Origin of the sequence: Rhabdothermincola sediminis, from assembly GCF_014805525.1 — a bacterium.
Taxonomy (GTDB): domain Bacteria; phylum Actinomycetota; class Acidimicrobiia; order Acidimicrobiales; family Acidimicrobilacustridaceae; genus Rhabdothermincola; species Rhabdothermincola sediminis.
The window spans coordinates 1-14,047 of sequence record NZ_JACFSZ010000027.1; the positions used below are offsets into that span (position 1 = coordinate 1).

Genomic DNA, 14,047 nt, shown 5'->3' on the forward strand with positions numbered 1-14,047 from the left:
ACACCTCAACCCGGCCCTTCGATCTGCCCGCACCGCGACCCGCTCGCCCTCCGACGACACGACGCCCCTCCCACGACCGACGGCCGCCCTCCACCCCACGAAGGCGCCTTGCTCAGCACAGTCCTAGCGCCACTCCCGCTGACGGCGTGGGGGCGGCCCGGTACGCTCTGGTCGATGGACACCCCAGAGATGGACTGGGTCCGGGCGCCGCGGCAGGCCCGCAGCCAGGAGACGTTCGAGCGGTTCGTCGCCGCGACGAGGGAGTTGCTCGACGAGAAGCCGTTCGACGAGATCACGGTGTCCGACATCGTGGGCCGGGCCGGGCGGACGGTCGGCTCGTTCTACGCCCGCTTCGACGACAAGTACGGGGTCCTCTACGAGCTCGTGTCCCGTATCGACCGCCGCATCAGTGATGTGGTGCGAGCGTTCTGCGATCCCGTCCGTTGGGAGGGTCACCCAGTCGAGGACTTCGTCGACGAGTCGGTGCGGCTCAACGTCGCCGCCTACCGTCGCATGCCAGCGTTGTTCCGAGCGGCGTTGTGCGCGGCGACCACGGACGAGCGGTTCCGCCGGGAGCGGGTGGAGGTCATGCAGTTCTGTGCCGAGCAGCAGAAGCGCTTCCTCCTCAGCCGTGCCGGCGAGCTGGGTTGCGCCGACCCAGCGCGCTCGTCGGACCTCATGTTCGAGCTGGTCTCGGCCACGCTCGACCATGAGCTGCTCTTCGGTCGGTTCACCACCACGTCACCGACATCCGACCTCGATCTCATCCTCGAGCTCATCGCGCAGTGCCGGCACGTCCTCGGGCTGAGCTCGGTCTCCGAGCCGGTGGCCTGAGCTCGGGTGGCGTCACGGTGGGGCACGACCCGGAGGCCGCAGCCTGGGAGCGTGCTCGCCAGCGGCTCGCCCAGAAAGAGGCGGAGCGGCAGCGCCTGCAGGAGGCGCGCCAGCACGCCGAGCAGCAGACGCTGGCCGAGCAGGCGGCACGGCATCGGCGCCAGACTCGGCGGCGGATCGCGGCTGGGGCCGCGGCGCTCGTGGTGGTGGCGGCAGCGGTCGCGGTCGTGCTCCGCTCGACGGCACGAGAGCCCGGCGACCGGGCCGGCTGGTTGCAGAGCCTCGGCTTCGACGAATCGCCGGGTGATGCCGGGCCGGACCCGGATTCCACCACGCCGGATCGGCTCGGAGGAGTCGGCGGAGCAGCCGGGTCGCAGCCGGGGGTGACGGGTTCCAGTCCCCCGTCGGTGCCGACTCGGCTCGACGCCCCTGATCCGCCCCGCATCGACACCAGCGGCGACGATTTCGAACGGATCTGGCGCCAGGCTCAACTCTACGAGGGCTGGCTCGTTCGCCATCCGGACCCCACGCTCGCGGCCGAGATCTACGTCACCGGGACGCCGACCACCGAGCGGGTCGTCGAGCTGCTCACCCAGCTCCAGCGAGAGGGTTGGAGGATCGAGGTGCACGGCTACCGGATCCTCGGAGTCACGCTGGACGAGCGTCCCGCGCCCGACACGGTGATCCTGCGATACGCCGACACCTACACCGGGCGGGATGTGGTCGATCGGGCCACGGGAGCCGTGATCGAGCGGGAGGACTACGACGGGCGGGCCCGCCTGTGGAGGCTCGAGATGCGGCGCGGTGATGACGGCCGTTGGCGGGCAGCCGACATCCAGTTCCTCCGGTTCGGCGATGTCGCCGCACCGTGACCGGTCCGGAGCGTGACGCAGAGCCCGGCCGCCTCCGGCATTCGCACCTCCCTGGGCCACCTGGACTAGTGTTACGGACGTGTTGCGAATGTTGCCGGGCCGTGTCGGCGGGCGAGCCCGCCGCCACCCGCTGCCGCCGGCCCGCCGGCGTCCCATCATCGGCGTCCTGGCCGCCGGCCTGATCGCCCTCGCCGCGATCCCCGCCGCCGCGCAGCAAACTTCGAAGGACCCCCGGGCCGAGCGCGACCGAATCCGGAGCAAGCGGGCCGAGGTGGCCACGCAGGTCGACGCCCTTCGCGCCGAGGATGCCGAGGTCGACGCCGCGCTGGCGGCGCTCGACGAGAACCTCCGGGGCAAGCAAGCGGCGTTCGCCGATGCGGACCGCGCGGCTGGCGAGGCGGAGCGTGAGGCGGCCGAGGCCCGGGAAGCGGAGCGGCAGAAGGAAGCGGAGATCGAGCGTCTTCGCGAAGAGATCGCCGGCTTCGCGGTGGCCGCATACGTCAACCCGCCCGGCGAGGACCTCTTCGACAGCTTCCGGGCGGCGAGTGCCGGTGAGGCACTGCAGAAGCGCACCTTGCTCGATCTGCGATCCGGTCGTGACGCCGATCTGCTCGACGAGTTGCGCGCCGCGCAGCACGAGCTGGAAGAGCTGCGGGAGCGGGCCGAGCGCGCCAGCGAGGAGGCGCGCCAGCGACGTGCCGTCGCCGAGCAGCAGCTCGGCGAGGTGCAGGCCGCTCGGGCCCAGCAGGCGCAGTTCGCTGCGCAGGTCCAGCAGCGCCTCGACGCCCGCCTCGGCGAGGCTGCCGCGCTGGAGGAGACCGATCGAGAGCTGTCGGCGGAGATCAGCCGGCGCGAAGCCGAGCTCGCTGAACGGCTCCGGCGCATGTCGGCATCCCCGGCTGCCGGCGGTGGGTCGGGCGGAGGTCCCCCGATCCCCGTGTCCGGTCCGATCGCGCTGGCGAACGTGCGGGGGATCGTGGTGGCCGCGAGCATCGCCGGCCAGACCGAATCCATGCTGGCCGCTGCGGCTGCCGATGGGATCGTCCTGTCGGGCACCGGGTACCGCGACATCTCCCGCCAGATCGAGCTCCGGCGGCAGCACTGTGGTTCGAGCGAGTACGCCCTTTACCAGATGCCCGCGGAGCAGTGCCGGCCACCCACCGCTCGGCCGGGTGCCTCCAAGCACGAGCAAGGGCTCGCCATCGACTTCACCGAAGGCGGCCGTACCTTGTCGCGGAGCAGCACGGGATTCCAGTGGCTGGCTGCGAACGCCGGCCGCTTCGGTTTCGTGAACCTGCCGAGCGAGCCCTGGCACTGGTCGGTCGGCGGAGGTTGAGCGGACTCCCCATCGAGCCTTGCATCGGCCCGGGACACGGGTCCGGGCGGATGGTGCCCGTGTAGCGAGCCGCGTAAGGTGTGTGACGAAGGTCACGCTCGGGTCCCGTAAGCGGCGCTCGCCTGAACGGTCAGGTGTCGCATCACCGAGCCGCCCGGGCTCGGGCCGAGAGACAGGAGCCCACCATGAGCGACCTCCACCATCCGACCACCCTTCCCACCGATGCGCGGCCGGCCCACCAGGGCAGCCGCCGGCTCGCCCTCGGCCTGGCGGCCGTGGCCACCGTGGCTGCCGCCGGCCTGCTCATCGGTTGCGGGAGCACAAAGACCGAGACCGAACAGGCCGGCGCGACGACCACTCTGCCTGGCCTGAGCACCACGACCGTGGTGGGGCAGGACAGCAACAGCGTCGCAGGCCCCGCGGGCCAGGCTGGAGGCCAGCCGGGCGGGCAGAGCGGTGGTGGCCAGGCTTCCAGCGGTGGCGGTTCGGGCTCTCAAACGCCGCAACCCTCGTCAAGCGCGCCGGCGATCGTCAGCTTCCAGACCCCCGACAGCATCGATTGCCACAACGGCAACTTCCAGACGTTCACCGCCAGCTGGACCACGACGAACGCCGTGAAGGTCACGATCTCGATCGATGGGCCCGGTATCTACGACACCTACCCGGCGAACGGCGACACCAGCCTGCCGTTCAACTGCTCGAGCTCGCACACCTTCCTGCTCACCGCCTACGGCGAGGATGGGAAGACCGCGACGAAGTCGCTCACCCTCCAGCCACGCAACGTCCAACCGCAGGGTTCGATGGACGAGGAGCAGTGACCGGGCTCCCGACGCCGTCCCACCTGCACGATCCGCTCGCCGCCCGGCTCCGTCTCGGAGGCCGGGCGGCAGCGCGCGTCAGAGCCAACCGTCGTCGTCCAGCCCCAACTCGGGCCAGGGCCCGGCGACGATGGGCTGGCAGTTGCCCCAACCGGTGCCGCCCCCCACCGGGTCGTGGATGCGCACCGCGGTGTCGCGGATCTGGTGCAGCCGGCGGGCGTTCTCCGGCGTTCGGCAGTCGGTGATGCGCTCGCCGTCGATGTGGAGCTCGCCACGGAACTCGCCGTGGTGGTGGCCGTCGAACCCGAAGTACAGGCCTGCACCCAGCTGCACGCCCGTGTCGCTCAGCACCTCGATGGTCAGTGGTCGTTCGGAACCATCGTCCATCGTGGCCAGCAGCGTTGCCCCGAGCAGCCGACGGTTGCGGGGGTCGACGCGCAGCTCCGGCCGGATGGCCACGATCGGTTCGCGGCGACCGTCGGGATGTTCGACACCGGCGGTCACGGACGTCTGATCGAAGCCGGGCATGGTGAAGCGGGTGAAGTGCAGGTGCAGCGCGTAGCGGGAGCCGTCGGCGCGCTCCATCAGTGCCGGGCACCAGATCATCATGAAGCCCACGCCGAGCGGGATCTGCGACGACGCTCCCTCGAGATCGGGAGCCGGGACGCCGACGTCGTAGCGCACCCCCCAGGAGTGGTCGCGGGTGGAGACCCATGACGAGGGGTCGATCTCGATGCGCTCGCCGTCGACGCGGATCCATCCCGATGCGGTGCCGGTCTGGTGGTAGCGCACCAGCTCCGCCGAGGTGCGGTACTGGTTGCGCAGGTGCGTGCGCTCCTCCAGGAACGGCGGCCTCGAAGAGCCAGTCGAAGCTGATGGGCTGGCAGTTGTTCTCCTCGAGCCGGAAGCGGATGCGCTTCATCGGCTCGACGATCTCGTAGTGCAGCGGGCCGACGGAGGTCAGCTCGGGGGTGGGTGCGAGTCGCCTGCTGGCCCGCACGGTGAGCTGTTCGGCCCCGCGGCTTAGTGCGCCGTAGCCGTCCATCACGTTGCGGTTGGTGTACTTGCCGAGGCCGAAGCCGATCTGCAGGCTGCCGTCGCGGGCCATGGCCATGGCGCACACCTTCTCGGTCCACGCCGGGTCGCTGGTGCCCACCACGGCGAAGGTGTCCACGACCTGGTGGGTGAACGACTCGTCCGACGGGAGCAGCTCGCCGATGGGGTTCATCCGGCTGAGCCTAGGGAGAGGACAGGTCGGGCCGGTGGAGTTTGCACCTTTCGGCCGGGTCTGCGGATCATCCTCCGATGAGGCTCCTGCCGGCCTTGAGGTTCTTGCTCGAGCTCGGCTCGCTGGCTGCGCTCGCGTTCGTGGGGTGGTCGGTCTCCTGGGTGCTCGCGGTCGTCCTTCCGGTCGCGATGGCGGTTCTCTGGGGGACGCTGATCGCCCCCAAGGCGCCTCGCCGGCTCCCGGACCCCTGGCGGCTGGGTGTCGAGGCCTGCCTGTTCGGGGCGGTCGGCCTCGCTCTGGTGGTGAGGGGCTGGGCAGGCGCCGGCCTCACCTTCACCATCGTTTCCCTGGGGGTCGCGCTTGCGCTCCGGGTGACCCGCACCGCCGAGTCCTGATGCATCCTGGCGGGCAGTGGACGCAAGCCCATCTCCGCAGGGGTGACCGCCACATCTCCAGCGGTCCGTCTGGGCCTGCGAGAGAACCTGGCCCAGTTCCTCCTGCTGGTCGGTGTGAACGCGCTGGTCGGTGGGATGGTCGGGCAGGAACGCACCGTCCTGCCGCTGCTCGCCGAGCAGGTCTTCGGCTTGGCTGCCATCACCAGCGCCCTCACCTTCATCGTCGCATTCGGGGCGGTGAAGGCGGCCACCAACTTCTTCGCCGGCGCACTGTCCGACCGCTTCGGTCGCAAGCCGGTGCTCGTCGCGGGCTGGCTCATCGGGCTGCCGGTTCCGCTGCTGCTCATCTGGGCGCCGTCCTGGGCATGGGTGGTCGTGGCCAACGTGTTGCTCGGTGTGAACCAGGGGTTGACGTGGTCGACCACGATCATCATGAAGATCGACCTGGTGGGCCCGGCCAAGCGGGGGTTGGCCATGGGGTTCAACGAGGCCGCCGGCTACCTGGCCGTCGCCCTCACCGCGCTCGCCACCGGGTTCATCGCCGCCAGCCACGGCTTGCGCCCTGCGCCCTTCTACCTCGGACTCGTGTACGCCGGTCTCGGCTTGGCGCTGTCCGCGATCGTGGTGCGCGAGACGCACGGCCACGCCAAGCATGAAGCCGCCAGCCACACCGCGCCAGCCGAGCTGCACGGTGGGCTCTCCACTCGGGAGATCGTCGTCATCACCTCGTTCCGGGAGAAGGCGCTGTCGTCCTGTTCGCAGGCCGGGCTGGTCAACAACCTCAACGACGGTCTCGCCTGGGGTCTGTTTCCCCTGTACTTCGCTGCCAACGGGCTCTCGGTGGCTCGCATCGGGGTGCTCGCCGCGGCCTACCCCGCGGTCTGGGGATTCGGGCAGCTCCTCACCGGAGGGTTGTCGGACCGGATCGGGCGCAAGTGGCTCATCGCCGGCGGCATGTTGACCCAAGCGGTCGCCATCGCCCTCATCGCGGCCACCACCGGGTTCTGGGTCTGGGCCCCGTGCGCGGTGATGCTCGGTGCCGGTACGGCGATGGTGTACCCGACGCTGCTGGCCGCTATCGGCGATGTCGCCCACCCGTCATGGCGGGCGCGCGCCGTCGGGGTGTACCGGCTCTGGCGGGACAGCGGGTTCGCCGTGGGTGCGGTCCTCGCGGGAGTGGTGGCGGACCTGATGGGGCTCACCGCGGCGATCGGGACCGTCGCCGCGGTCACGGCCGTCTCCGGCCTGGTGGTCGCGGTGCGCATGTACGAGACCCATCCGCAGCACGAGCGGTCGGTGGTCCCCGGCGACATCGACCTCGAGAGCTGACCTTCGTGCCGTGCGCACGTGGCGGGCTCGGTCTCAGGTCAGGACCGTCGCCACCTGGTAGTAGAGGGGGATCCCGATCGTGAGGTTCAGCGGGAACGTGAGCGCGAGGGACGCAGTGAGGTAGATGCCGGGGTTGGCAGCCGGCAGCGCGACCCGGACTGCGGCGGGAGCGGCGATGTAGGAGGCGCTGGCGGCCATGGCGGCGAACACCGCCGCCCCACCGGTGGAAAGCCCGGCGAGGGTGCCGACGCCGGCGCCGACGATGCCGAATGCCAGGGGCGCGGCGAGCGCGAAGGTCACCAGGAAGCGGCCAGCCTTGCGGATCGCGGCCATGTGCTCGCCCGCGAGGGTGCCGAGGTCGAGGAGGAAGAGCGCCAGCAGCCCGGGGAAGAGCCCGACGAAGAACGGCTCGACCGCTGCCGCTCCGGAGGGGCCGGCGACGGCTCCGATCACCAGACCCCCGCCGAGGAGCATGACGCTCTTGCCGCTCAGCACTTCGTGGATGGCGGCGCGCAGGCTCTCGGCGCCGCTGCCGTGACGCTGTGCCAGCACGAGCGCGATGGCGATGCCGGGAACCTCGAGGAGCGCGACGAGCGCGGGGAGGAAGCCTTCGGACGGCGCGCCGGCCGCCGCGACGAAGGCCACCGCGGCGGTGAAGGTCACCGCGGAGACCGAGCCGTAGTGGGCCGCGAGCGCGGCGGCATCCGCGACGGCGAAGCGGCCGAGGCGTCGGAAGGTGGCGTAGGTGACGAGGGGGAGGGTGGCCGCGACGGCGAGGGTGGCCAGGGCAGGCGCCCAGATCTCGCCGACGCCGGTGCGGGCGAGTGCCACCCCGCCCTTCAGGCCGATGGCCAGGAGGAGGTAGGCGGAGAGGAACGCCCCGACTGCCTGCGGGAGGCGGAGGTCGCTGCGCAGCCGCGCCGCGATGACCCCGAGAGCGAAGGCGAGGACCGGCACCGCGGTGAGGTTGGTGCGGGCCAGCTCGAGCATCTCGCTCATGGCGCCTCGAGCCGCGTCCGGAGCTTGGCGTTGCTCGCCTCAACCCGTGCCCGGAGTGCGTGGCGACGCTGGATGAGCGCGTCTCGCAGCGTCGGGTCGCCGAGTGCCAGGATGCGAGTGGCGAGGAGCGCGGCGTTGGCGGAGTCGCCGATGGCCGTCGTCGCTACCGGTATCCCGGTGGGCATCTGCACGATGGACAGCAGCGAATCGACACCGTCGAGGTGCGGCCGCGGCACGGGCACGCCGATGACCGGGAGATGGGTGCAGGACGCGACCATCCCTGGGAGGTGAGCGGCACCTCCGGCACCGGCGATGATCACCTCGATGCCCCGATCGGCGGCCTGTTCGGCGTAGGCCACCATGCCGGTGGGATCGCGGTGGGCCGACACGACGGCGACCTCGTGCTCGATACCCAGCTCGGTCAGGAGCTCGATCGCCGCCTGCATCGTCGGCAGGTCGGAGTCACTGCCCATGATCACGGCGACGGTCATGCGGTCACCTGTTCGCGCCAGGTGAGGGCAGGGGGACAGGCGCGCCAGGTGTGGGCGAGACGTTCGGCGACCGAGCGCGCCGTGCGCTCGACCGCCGCGGGATCCCGCCCGGTGACGGTGACGTGGCCGAGCTTGCGGCCTGGACGGCTGTGCTTCCCGTAGAGGTGCACCGACGTGCGCGCCGGCAGATCGACGGAGGGAAGGTCCGTGGGCCCGTCATGCACGCCGAGGACGTTGGCCATGGCGGCGGCCGGCACGAACATCGTGGGATCGCCGAGTGGCAGGTCGAGGATGGCGCGCAGGTGGTTCTCGAACTGCGAGGTCGTGCAGGCGTCGATCGTGTAGTGGGCGCTGTTGTGTGGACGGGGAGCGAGCTCGTTGAGGTACACCTGGCCGTCGACCAGGAACGCCTCGATGGTCAGGACTCCGACGTGGTCGAGCGCCTCCGCGATCGCGACCAGCGCGTCGTAGAGCGTGTCGGCGATCGGCCGGGTGACCGTCGCGGGCGCAGTGACGGTGTGGCAGATGCCGTCCACCTGGTGGGTGCGCACGACCGGGTAGAGCACGTGCTCGCCGTTGCGGCGCCGGGCGATCGTGGTCGCGAGCTCCGCGGTCAGGTCGAGCTCGGGCTCGATGATTACCGGCTCGCCCGTCATGCCCCCGGCCTGGAAGGCGGCGACGTCCCGATGAGTGCGCAGCCAGGTCAGACCCCTGCCGTCGTAGCCTCCGCCAGCCCGCTTGGCGACCACCGGCAACCCGAGCTCGGAGACGGCGTGCTCGAGCTCGGCCGGATCGCTCACGACCCGGTGCGCGAGCACGGGAAGCCCGACCGAGCTGGCCACCGTTCGCTGGAGCTGCTTGTCCGCGGCACGGCGCATGGCGGCCGGTGACGGGAAGATCCTGGTGGGGCAGGCCTCGAGGGCGTCGAGCACCGGTGGCGGGACCAGTTCGTGGTCGAAGGTGACGACATCGCATGCGGCTGCGAAACCGACGACGGTGTCAGGGTCGCGCCAGTCGCCCACTACGAGCTCGCAGACGCCCGCGGCGCTGGTGTCGAACCGCTCGGCGAGCACGATCAGACGGCAGCCCAGGGTGGTCGCAGCATGAGCCATCATCCGGGCGAGTTGGCCACCGCCGATCACCCCGATCGCCGTAACCGCTGAGCTTGAGTTCGGTTGTTTCAACTGACGTAACACAGTTCGCATAGTGGTCCGGGCGGGCCAATCTGTCAAGTGAAACTCACGAGTGATAGTTCGTATGTAGAAGCGGGGAAGGCGGCTGGTGAGGATCGCCACGAGATCTCCGGTGCCGGCGGAAGAGAACGGTGGACTGCCTCTCGACCCCCGTTCTAAAGTGCGGCCCGGCGATGGGGCTCGCCGTTGACCGCCACCTGGCTGATGGCTCCTACTGACCGATTCATTCCGTGGGTCGGTCGTAGGTTCGCCTCGCCCGGTGTTGCCGGACGGGCCTGAGTCTCTGGAGGTTCGACGGATGTCGGAGGGTGACGTCCCGCCCGGCTCGCCGCCCATCGCCCGGGGCCGGATCTGTGATCGGTGTGGCCTGGAATCGCCCGGGCCGCAGTGCGTGTGGTGCGGCCACGTTTATGACGACGCCGATGCCGCCGGCGCGGTGCAGGCCAGCCGCCGCGAACAGCTGGTGTTGCGTCGCGAGGGCCACGCCCGCCGGAAGTGGCTGGTGGACAACGGGCACCCCGCGTTCATGACGTGCCCGGCGTGCGGCCGATGGAGTCGCTTCGGTCTGTGTGAATGGTGCGACTTCAACGTGGCCGACGAGGTGGCCGTTGCCGCACACGAGTCGCACCGCCGGCACGGGAGGGAGCACCGGTCAGCGAGGAGGGCCTCGCTCCGGGCGCGCTTGCGGCCCCCCGGACGTGCCCGGCGCACCTCCGGTGCCGTCTCGGGAGCCGATGGTGGTGTCGCTGGGCACCAGGTGTTCATGACCTGCCCGTCCTGCCATCAATGGTCCTCGGCGCCGGTGTGCGACTGGTGCGACTTCGACACGTCCGATTCCGAAGCGGTCGCCCACATCGCGGAGCAGGACCGCTTCATCCGGCGTCGCTGGCACCATCGCTTTCGGCTCTTCTACTCGGCGATCCGGGGGCTGGCGCACCTCGACATCGAGGAGCAGGGCAGGATCGTGGCCCACCTGGTGAAGTGGATCGTGTTGGGCGCGGTCGTCGGCGTGCTCGCCGGCCTGTCGTCGGCGCTGTTCCTCGCCACGCTGAACTGGGTGACCGACATCCGCATCGACCACCCGTGGCTGTTGTGGTTGCTGCCCTTCGCCGGCCTCGCCATCGGTCTCGTGTACCACTACGGCGGTGGCGACGCGGTGGCCGGGAACAACCTGATCCTCGACGAGATCCATGCGCCCAAGTCCTGGATCCCTCGGCGGATGGCTCCGTTGGTGTACCTCGGCACGGAGGTCACGCATCTGTTCGGGGGCTCGGGGGGCCGCGAAGGCACGGCGCTGCAGATGTCAGGGAGTCTCACCGACTGGTTCTCGCGTATCGCTCGCCTGAGCGCCGAGGATCGTCGCATCATGCTCATCGCGGCCCTCGCCGGTGGCTTCGGTGCGGTGTTCGGCGTTCCGGTGGCGGGGTTCGTCTTCGCACTCGAGGTCCAGAGCATCGGGCGCATGCGCTACGACGCCCTGGTTCCGGCGGTCGCCGCTTCGCTCGTCGGTGACCTCGTGGTGCGTGGCCTCGGCGTGAACCACACACCCGTCCCCGCGATCGCCGACATCGAGCTCTCGGCAGCCCTGGTGGGCAAGGTGGTCGTCGCTGGGCTCGCGTTCGGGCTGACAGCGCTGTTCTTCGCCGAACTCGCCCACGGCATCCGACGGGTCTTCTCCGTGTGGTCGGTGTGGCCACCCTTGCGGCCGTTCATCGGTGGGTTCGCGGTGATCGGGCTGACCTACCTGGTGGGCAACCGCGACTACAACGGGCTGTCGCTGCCGCTCGTCACCGCTTCGCTCGCCGGCGGTGCCGGGGTGGTCGCGTTCGCGTTCGGGTGGAAGTTCCTGTTCACCGCGGTGACGCTCGGCTCGGGATTCCAGGGCGGCGAGGTCACCCCGCTGTTCGTCATCGGGGCCACGCTCGGGGTCACGATGGGGCACGTCCTCGGGGTGGATCCGCAGTTGATGGCAGCCATCGGGCTCGTGGCCGTGTTCGCCGGTGCGGCCAACGTGCCCGTTGCCTGCGCGGTCATGGGTGCCGAGCTGTTCGGGACCGGGCCGTTCGTGCTCTTCGCCGTGGCCTGTGTCGTGTCCTACGTGTTCTCCTCGCACCGGGGGATCTACCCCTCGCAGCGAGTCAGCATCCCCAAGGCAGCCGACCTGCTCGGCCTGGACGACCCCGCTCCGGACACCACCGTGCAGAGCCTGGCTCAGCGCCGCCGGCACTGGCTGCCAGCGCAGCGGATGACGGCGAAGGGCAACGCCGCGGTGCGCGACGACGAAGCCGCAAACTGACACCCCGTCGTGTCGATGCAACCATGGGAGGTGATGACGGGTCCTGACGGCTAGCGGTCGACTGGGGAGGTGGTGCGGCAGTGGCACGATCCCAGGACGATCCCGTTGTCCCGATCGACCCGGATCTGGGGTTGGCCGCCGCACGCCCGGCGATCACCCGGCGCCACCGGCGCCGTCCCCATCAGCGCCCGGATGTCCTCGCCGCGATCGCCGCTGGTGGGGCGCTCGGCACGTGCGCTCGCTACGGGCTGGGCCGGCTCTTCCCCGTCCACGCCGGTGAGCTGCCGGCGGTCACGCTGGCCATCAACCTGTCGGGGTCCTTCGTGCTCGGGTTCATCCTCGTGCTGTTGATCGAGCGGTTCCCCCCGTCGCGCTATGCCCGGCCGTTCCTCGCCATCGGGTTGCTGGGCTCGTTCACCACGTACTCGACGTTCGCGGTCGACAGCGTGCGCCTGATCGACGATGGCCACGCCGTCGTGGCCGGGAGCTACGTCGTGGCCAGCCTTCTCGGAGGCCTCGTCGCGGCCTGGCTGGGGATCTTGACCGGTCGCCTGGTCCCACACCGGCACCACGACCGACCAGGAAGGAAGGAACGACCATGAGACTGCAAGGCACCAGCACGAGGCTCACGATCCTCATCGGCGAGTCCGACCAGTGGGGCCACCGTCCTCTCGCCACCGAGATCGTGCATCGCGCCCACGCCGCGGGGCTCGCCGGTGCGACCGTGTTCCGCGGCGTCGAGGGCTTCGGAGCGTCGAACCACATCCACACCAGCCGGGTTCTGAGCCTGTCGAGCGATCTGCCCATGGCCATCGTGATCGTCGACAGCGCCGAGCGCATCGAGGCCTTCCTGCCGGAGCTGGACGAGATGATCGCCGAAGGGCTCGTCATCCTCGACGAAGTCGAGGTGGTGAAGTATGTGGGCCGCACCGCCGGAGACCGCCCGTGATCTGGGTGGGGCTCGCCGTGGCGGGCGCCATCGGTGCTCCTTCGCGGTACCTGCTCGATGGTTTCATCCAGCAGCGGACACAACGCCAGTGGCCGCTCGGCACGTTGGTGGTCAACGTGAGCGGCTCGTTCCTCCTCGGCTTCCTCACCGGCTTGCTGCTCTACCACGCCTTCCCGACGGACCTCGAGGTGGTGCTCGGTGCCGGGTTCTGTGGGTCGTTCACGACGTTCTCGACGTTCACCTTCGAGATGGCCCGGCTGGCGGAGGAAGGAGCGTGGCGTCAGGCGGGTGCGTACGCGGTGCTCACCGTGGGCGTCGGCCTCGGCGCCGCGGCGCTGGGGCTCCAGGCGGCGGGTGGGCTGTGATCGGATGGTGGAGGGCAAGGGTGCTCCCGCCTGCCGGTTGCACCGATGCGTATCATCCGGCCAGCCGGTCGTGGAAGGAGCGGAGCAGCAGCGTGACTCCGTCCGCACCGGTCGCGCTGTCGTAGACGTGGAAGTCCGGGCGCTGGAGCGCAGCGTCGACCCGGTGTGCGTCGAACCAGCGCCGGTACACGTGGTCCTCGTCAGACCCCAAACCTATCCGGGGCCGTGGTCGTCGTCGGCCGCTTTCGCCGCCATGAGACGCGGATCGGGTGGTCGAGGCGAGGTCCCACGGCAGGCGGCATTTGCACCGAATCCCACCTCTACGGGCCGGTCGCCAGGGTGCCGAAACCGGGGCTGACCTGCGCCTTTGCATTGGAGCGGGTGACGGGAATCGAACCCGCGTTCTCAGCTTGGGAATTCGATCAGCCCTGATTCGCTGACCAGGGCCGATGGACAAACGGGCAGGTCAGACCCGTTTTCCTGGTACCAGCCCGTCCGCCCCGATCCGCCGAAGTTCGGCTCTCCTGACGGTGATGTGGGTCATGCGGCGGCCTGAGCGGGTGGGTGTTCGTGTGGCAGCTTGAGGTCGATGGGGCCTGCGCCGAGCATGACGAGCGCGAGGGCGGCGTCGGCGGAGTGGAAGCCGTAGGCGCGTCGCACGATGAGGCGGACCTTGGTGTTGAGACCCTCGACGCGACCGTTGGAGATGCCGTGCTCGACGGCGTTGAGGATCAGGTCACGGCGGTGCCGCATCGTGCGGGCGCACTTGATGAACGGTGCCAGCCGGCTGCGTTGGGCTCGAGCGCACCACCGGTCCAACAGTTCGGCGGCTTCGTCGCGGGTGAGGTCGCCGGCGAATATGGCCCGGAACTGCTCTTTCATCTCGTAGGCCCGCCAGATCCCGCCTCGGTTGCGGCGGATGCGGGCGAGCTGGTCGGCTTG

At 70.2% G+C, this 14,047-nt stretch carries 15 protein-coding genes, 1 pseudogene and 1 riboswitch; of the genes and pseudogenes, 10 read left to right on the plus strand and 6 right to left on the minus strand.

Going from position 1 to position 14,047, the window contains the following annotated elements; translation table 11 throughout:
• The first annotated feature begins 174 nt into the window (after nucleotides 1-174).
• The 4 genes from HZF19_RS15590 (at nucleotide 175) to HZF19_RS15605 (ending at nucleotide 3,860) form a co-directional block, all read left to right on the plus strand.
• On the plus strand, nucleotides 175-834 hold the full coding sequence (locus HZF19_RS15590) for a TetR/AcrR family transcriptional regulator (RefSeq protein ID WP_208029727.1): 660 nt from the start codon (nucleotides 175-177) through the stop codon (nucleotides 832-834).
• Nucleotides 835-851: 17 nt separating this feature from the next.
• The gene (locus tag HZF19_RS15595; protein ID WP_208029728.1) at nucleotides 852-1,706 is read left to right on the plus strand and encodes a hypothetical protein; all 855 of its coding nucleotides are present in this window, start codon (nucleotides 852-854) and stop codon (nucleotides 1,704-1,706) included.
• A gap of 88 nt (nucleotides 1,707-1,794) precedes the next feature.
• Nucleotides 1,795-3,042 carry a D-alanyl-D-alanine carboxypeptidase family protein gene (locus HZF19_RS15600; RefSeq protein WP_235980298.1) on the plus strand — a complete coding sequence of 416 codons (1,248 nt, stop codon included), beginning with the start codon at nucleotides 1,795-1,797 and terminating at the stop codon, nucleotides 3,040-3,042.
• 185 nt (nucleotides 3,043-3,227) lie between these two features.
• Nucleotides 3,228-3,860: a hypothetical protein gene (locus HZF19_RS15605; RefSeq protein WP_208029730.1), complete on the plus strand. Its 633-nt coding sequence runs from the start codon at nucleotides 3,228-3,230 to the stop codon at nucleotides 3,858-3,860.
• Nucleotides 3,861-3,938: 78 nt separating this feature from the next.
• On the opposite strand, the pseudogene HZF19_RS17605 reads toward HZF19_RS15605, so the two are convergent.
• Nucleotides 3,939-5,088, minus strand: a pseudogene (locus HZF19_RS17605) (Rv3169 family protein).
• A gap of 77 nt (nucleotides 5,089-5,165) precedes the next feature.
• Between HZF19_RS17605 and HZF19_RS15615 the strand changes: the two are divergent.
• Nucleotides 5,166-5,483 carry a YrdB family protein gene (locus tag HZF19_RS15615; protein WP_208029732.1) on the plus strand — a complete coding sequence of 106 codons (318 nt, stop codon included), beginning with the start codon at nucleotides 5,166-5,168 and terminating at the stop codon, nucleotides 5,481-5,483.
• Between the two features lie 30 nt (nucleotides 5,484-5,513).
• Nucleotides 5,514-6,812: an MFS transporter gene (locus HZF19_RS15620; RefSeq protein WP_372443475.1), complete on the plus strand. Its 1,299-nt coding sequence runs from the start codon at nucleotides 5,514-5,516 to the stop codon at nucleotides 6,810-6,812.
• A 33-nt stretch (nucleotides 6,813-6,845) separates the two neighbouring features.
• On the opposite strand, the gene HZF19_RS15625 is transcribed toward HZF19_RS15620, so the two are convergent.
• The 3 genes from HZF19_RS15625 to HZF19_RS15635 are packed head-to-tail and all read right to left on the minus strand — an operon-like array spanning nucleotide 6,846 to nucleotide 9,507.
• Complete coding sequence (locus HZF19_RS15625; protein WP_208029734.1) at nucleotides 6,846-7,811, minus strand: sodium-dependent bicarbonate transport family permease; 966 nt, start codon at nucleotides 7,809-7,811, stop codon at nucleotides 6,846-6,848.
• Entirely contained in the window at nucleotides 7,808-8,302 is a 495-nt protein-coding gene (purE, locus tag HZF19_RS15630; protein WP_208029735.1) for a 5-(carboxyamino)imidazole ribonucleotide mutase, read from the minus strand. Before purE ends, HZF19_RS15625 begins: the two co-directional genes overlap by 4 nt.
• Nucleotides 8,299-9,507, minus strand: a complete 1,209-nt coding sequence (locus HZF19_RS15635) for a 5-(carboxyamino)imidazole ribonucleotide synthase (RefSeq protein ID WP_235980295.1) — start codon at nucleotides 9,505-9,507, stop codon at nucleotides 8,299-8,301. The genes purE and HZF19_RS15635 overlap by 4 nt, the downstream gene beginning before the upstream one ends.
• A gap of 148 nt (nucleotides 9,508-9,655) precedes the next feature.
• A riboswitch (Fluoride riboswitch) is annotated at nucleotides 9,656-9,716 on the plus strand.
• A gap of 77 nt (nucleotides 9,717-9,793) precedes the next feature.
• Here HZF19_RS15635 and HZF19_RS15640 point away from each other — a divergent pair.
• The 4 genes from HZF19_RS15640 (at nucleotide 9,794) to crcB (HZF19_RS15655) (ending at nucleotide 13,105) form a co-directional block, all read left to right on the plus strand.
• The gene (locus HZF19_RS15640; protein ID WP_208029737.1) at nucleotides 9,794-11,791 is read left to right on the plus strand and encodes a voltage-gated chloride channel family protein; all 1,998 of its coding nucleotides are present in this window, start codon (nucleotides 9,794-9,796) and stop codon (nucleotides 11,789-11,791) included.
• Between the two features lie 80 nt (nucleotides 11,792-11,871).
• On the plus strand, nucleotides 11,872-12,393 hold the full coding sequence (gene crcB, locus HZF19_RS15645) for a fluoride efflux transporter CrcB (protein WP_208029738.1): 522 nt from the start codon (nucleotides 11,872-11,874) through the stop codon (nucleotides 12,391-12,393).
• Nucleotides 12,390-12,740, plus strand: a complete 351-nt coding sequence (locus HZF19_RS15650; RefSeq protein WP_208029739.1) for a DUF190 domain-containing protein — start codon at nucleotides 12,390-12,392, stop codon at nucleotides 12,738-12,740. Before crcB (HZF19_RS15645) ends, HZF19_RS15650 begins: the two co-directional genes overlap by 4 nt.
• Entirely contained in the window at nucleotides 12,737-13,105 is a 369-nt protein-coding gene (gene crcB, locus HZF19_RS15655) for a fluoride efflux transporter CrcB (protein WP_208029740.1), read from the plus strand. Before HZF19_RS15650 ends, crcB (HZF19_RS15655) begins: the two co-directional genes overlap by 4 nt.
• 52 nt (nucleotides 13,106-13,157) lie before the next feature.
• Here crcB (HZF19_RS15655) and HZF19_RS15660 read toward each other — a convergent pair whose 3' ends face one another.
• Both HZF19_RS15660 and HZF19_RS15665 read right to left on the minus strand, forming a co-directional pair.
• Complete coding sequence (locus HZF19_RS15660) at nucleotides 13,158-13,295, minus strand: hypothetical protein (protein WP_208029741.1); 138 nt, start codon at nucleotides 13,293-13,295, stop codon at nucleotides 13,158-13,160.
• 350 nt (nucleotides 13,296-13,645) lie between these two features.
• Nucleotides 13,646-14,047 (minus strand): transposase (locus HZF19_RS15665; protein WP_208029742.1); only part of this gene is annotated, 402 nt, incomplete at its 5' end.

Coding starts and splice junctions, on each gene's coding strand:
- HZF19_RS15590 (WP_208029727.1), top strand. CDS start 175: ATGGACACCCCAGAGATGGACTGGGTCCGGGCGCCGCGGCAGGCCCGC.
- HZF19_RS15600 (WP_235980298.1), top strand. CDS start 1,795: ATGTTGCCGGGCCGTGTCGGCGGGCGAGCCCGCCGCCACCCGCTGCCG.
- HZF19_RS15605 (WP_208029730.1), top strand. CDS start 3,228: ATGAGCGACCTCCACCATCCGACCACCCTTCCCACCGATGCGCGGCCG.
- HZF19_RS15615 (WP_208029732.1), top strand. CDS start 5,166: ATGAGGCTCCTGCCGGCCTTGAGGTTCTTGCTCGAGCTCGGCTCGCTG.
- HZF19_RS15625 (WP_208029734.1), bottom strand. CDS start 7,811: ATGAGCGAGATGCTCGAGCTGGCCCGCACCAACCTCACCGCGGTGCCG.
- purE (WP_208029735.1), bottom strand. CDS start 8,302: ATGACCGTCGCCGTGATCATGGGCAGTGACTCCGACCTGCCGACGATG.
- HZF19_RS15635 (WP_235980295.1), bottom strand. CDS start 9,507: ATGCGAACTGTGTTACGTCAGTTGAAACAACCGAACTCAAGCTCAGCG.
- HZF19_RS15640 (WP_208029737.1), top strand. CDS start 9,794: ATGTCGGAGGGTGACGTCCCGCCCGGCTCGCCGCCCATCGCCCGGGGC.
- HZF19_RS15650 (WP_208029739.1), top strand. CDS start 12,390: ATGAGACTGCAAGGCACCAGCACGAGGCTCACGATCCTCATCGGCGAG.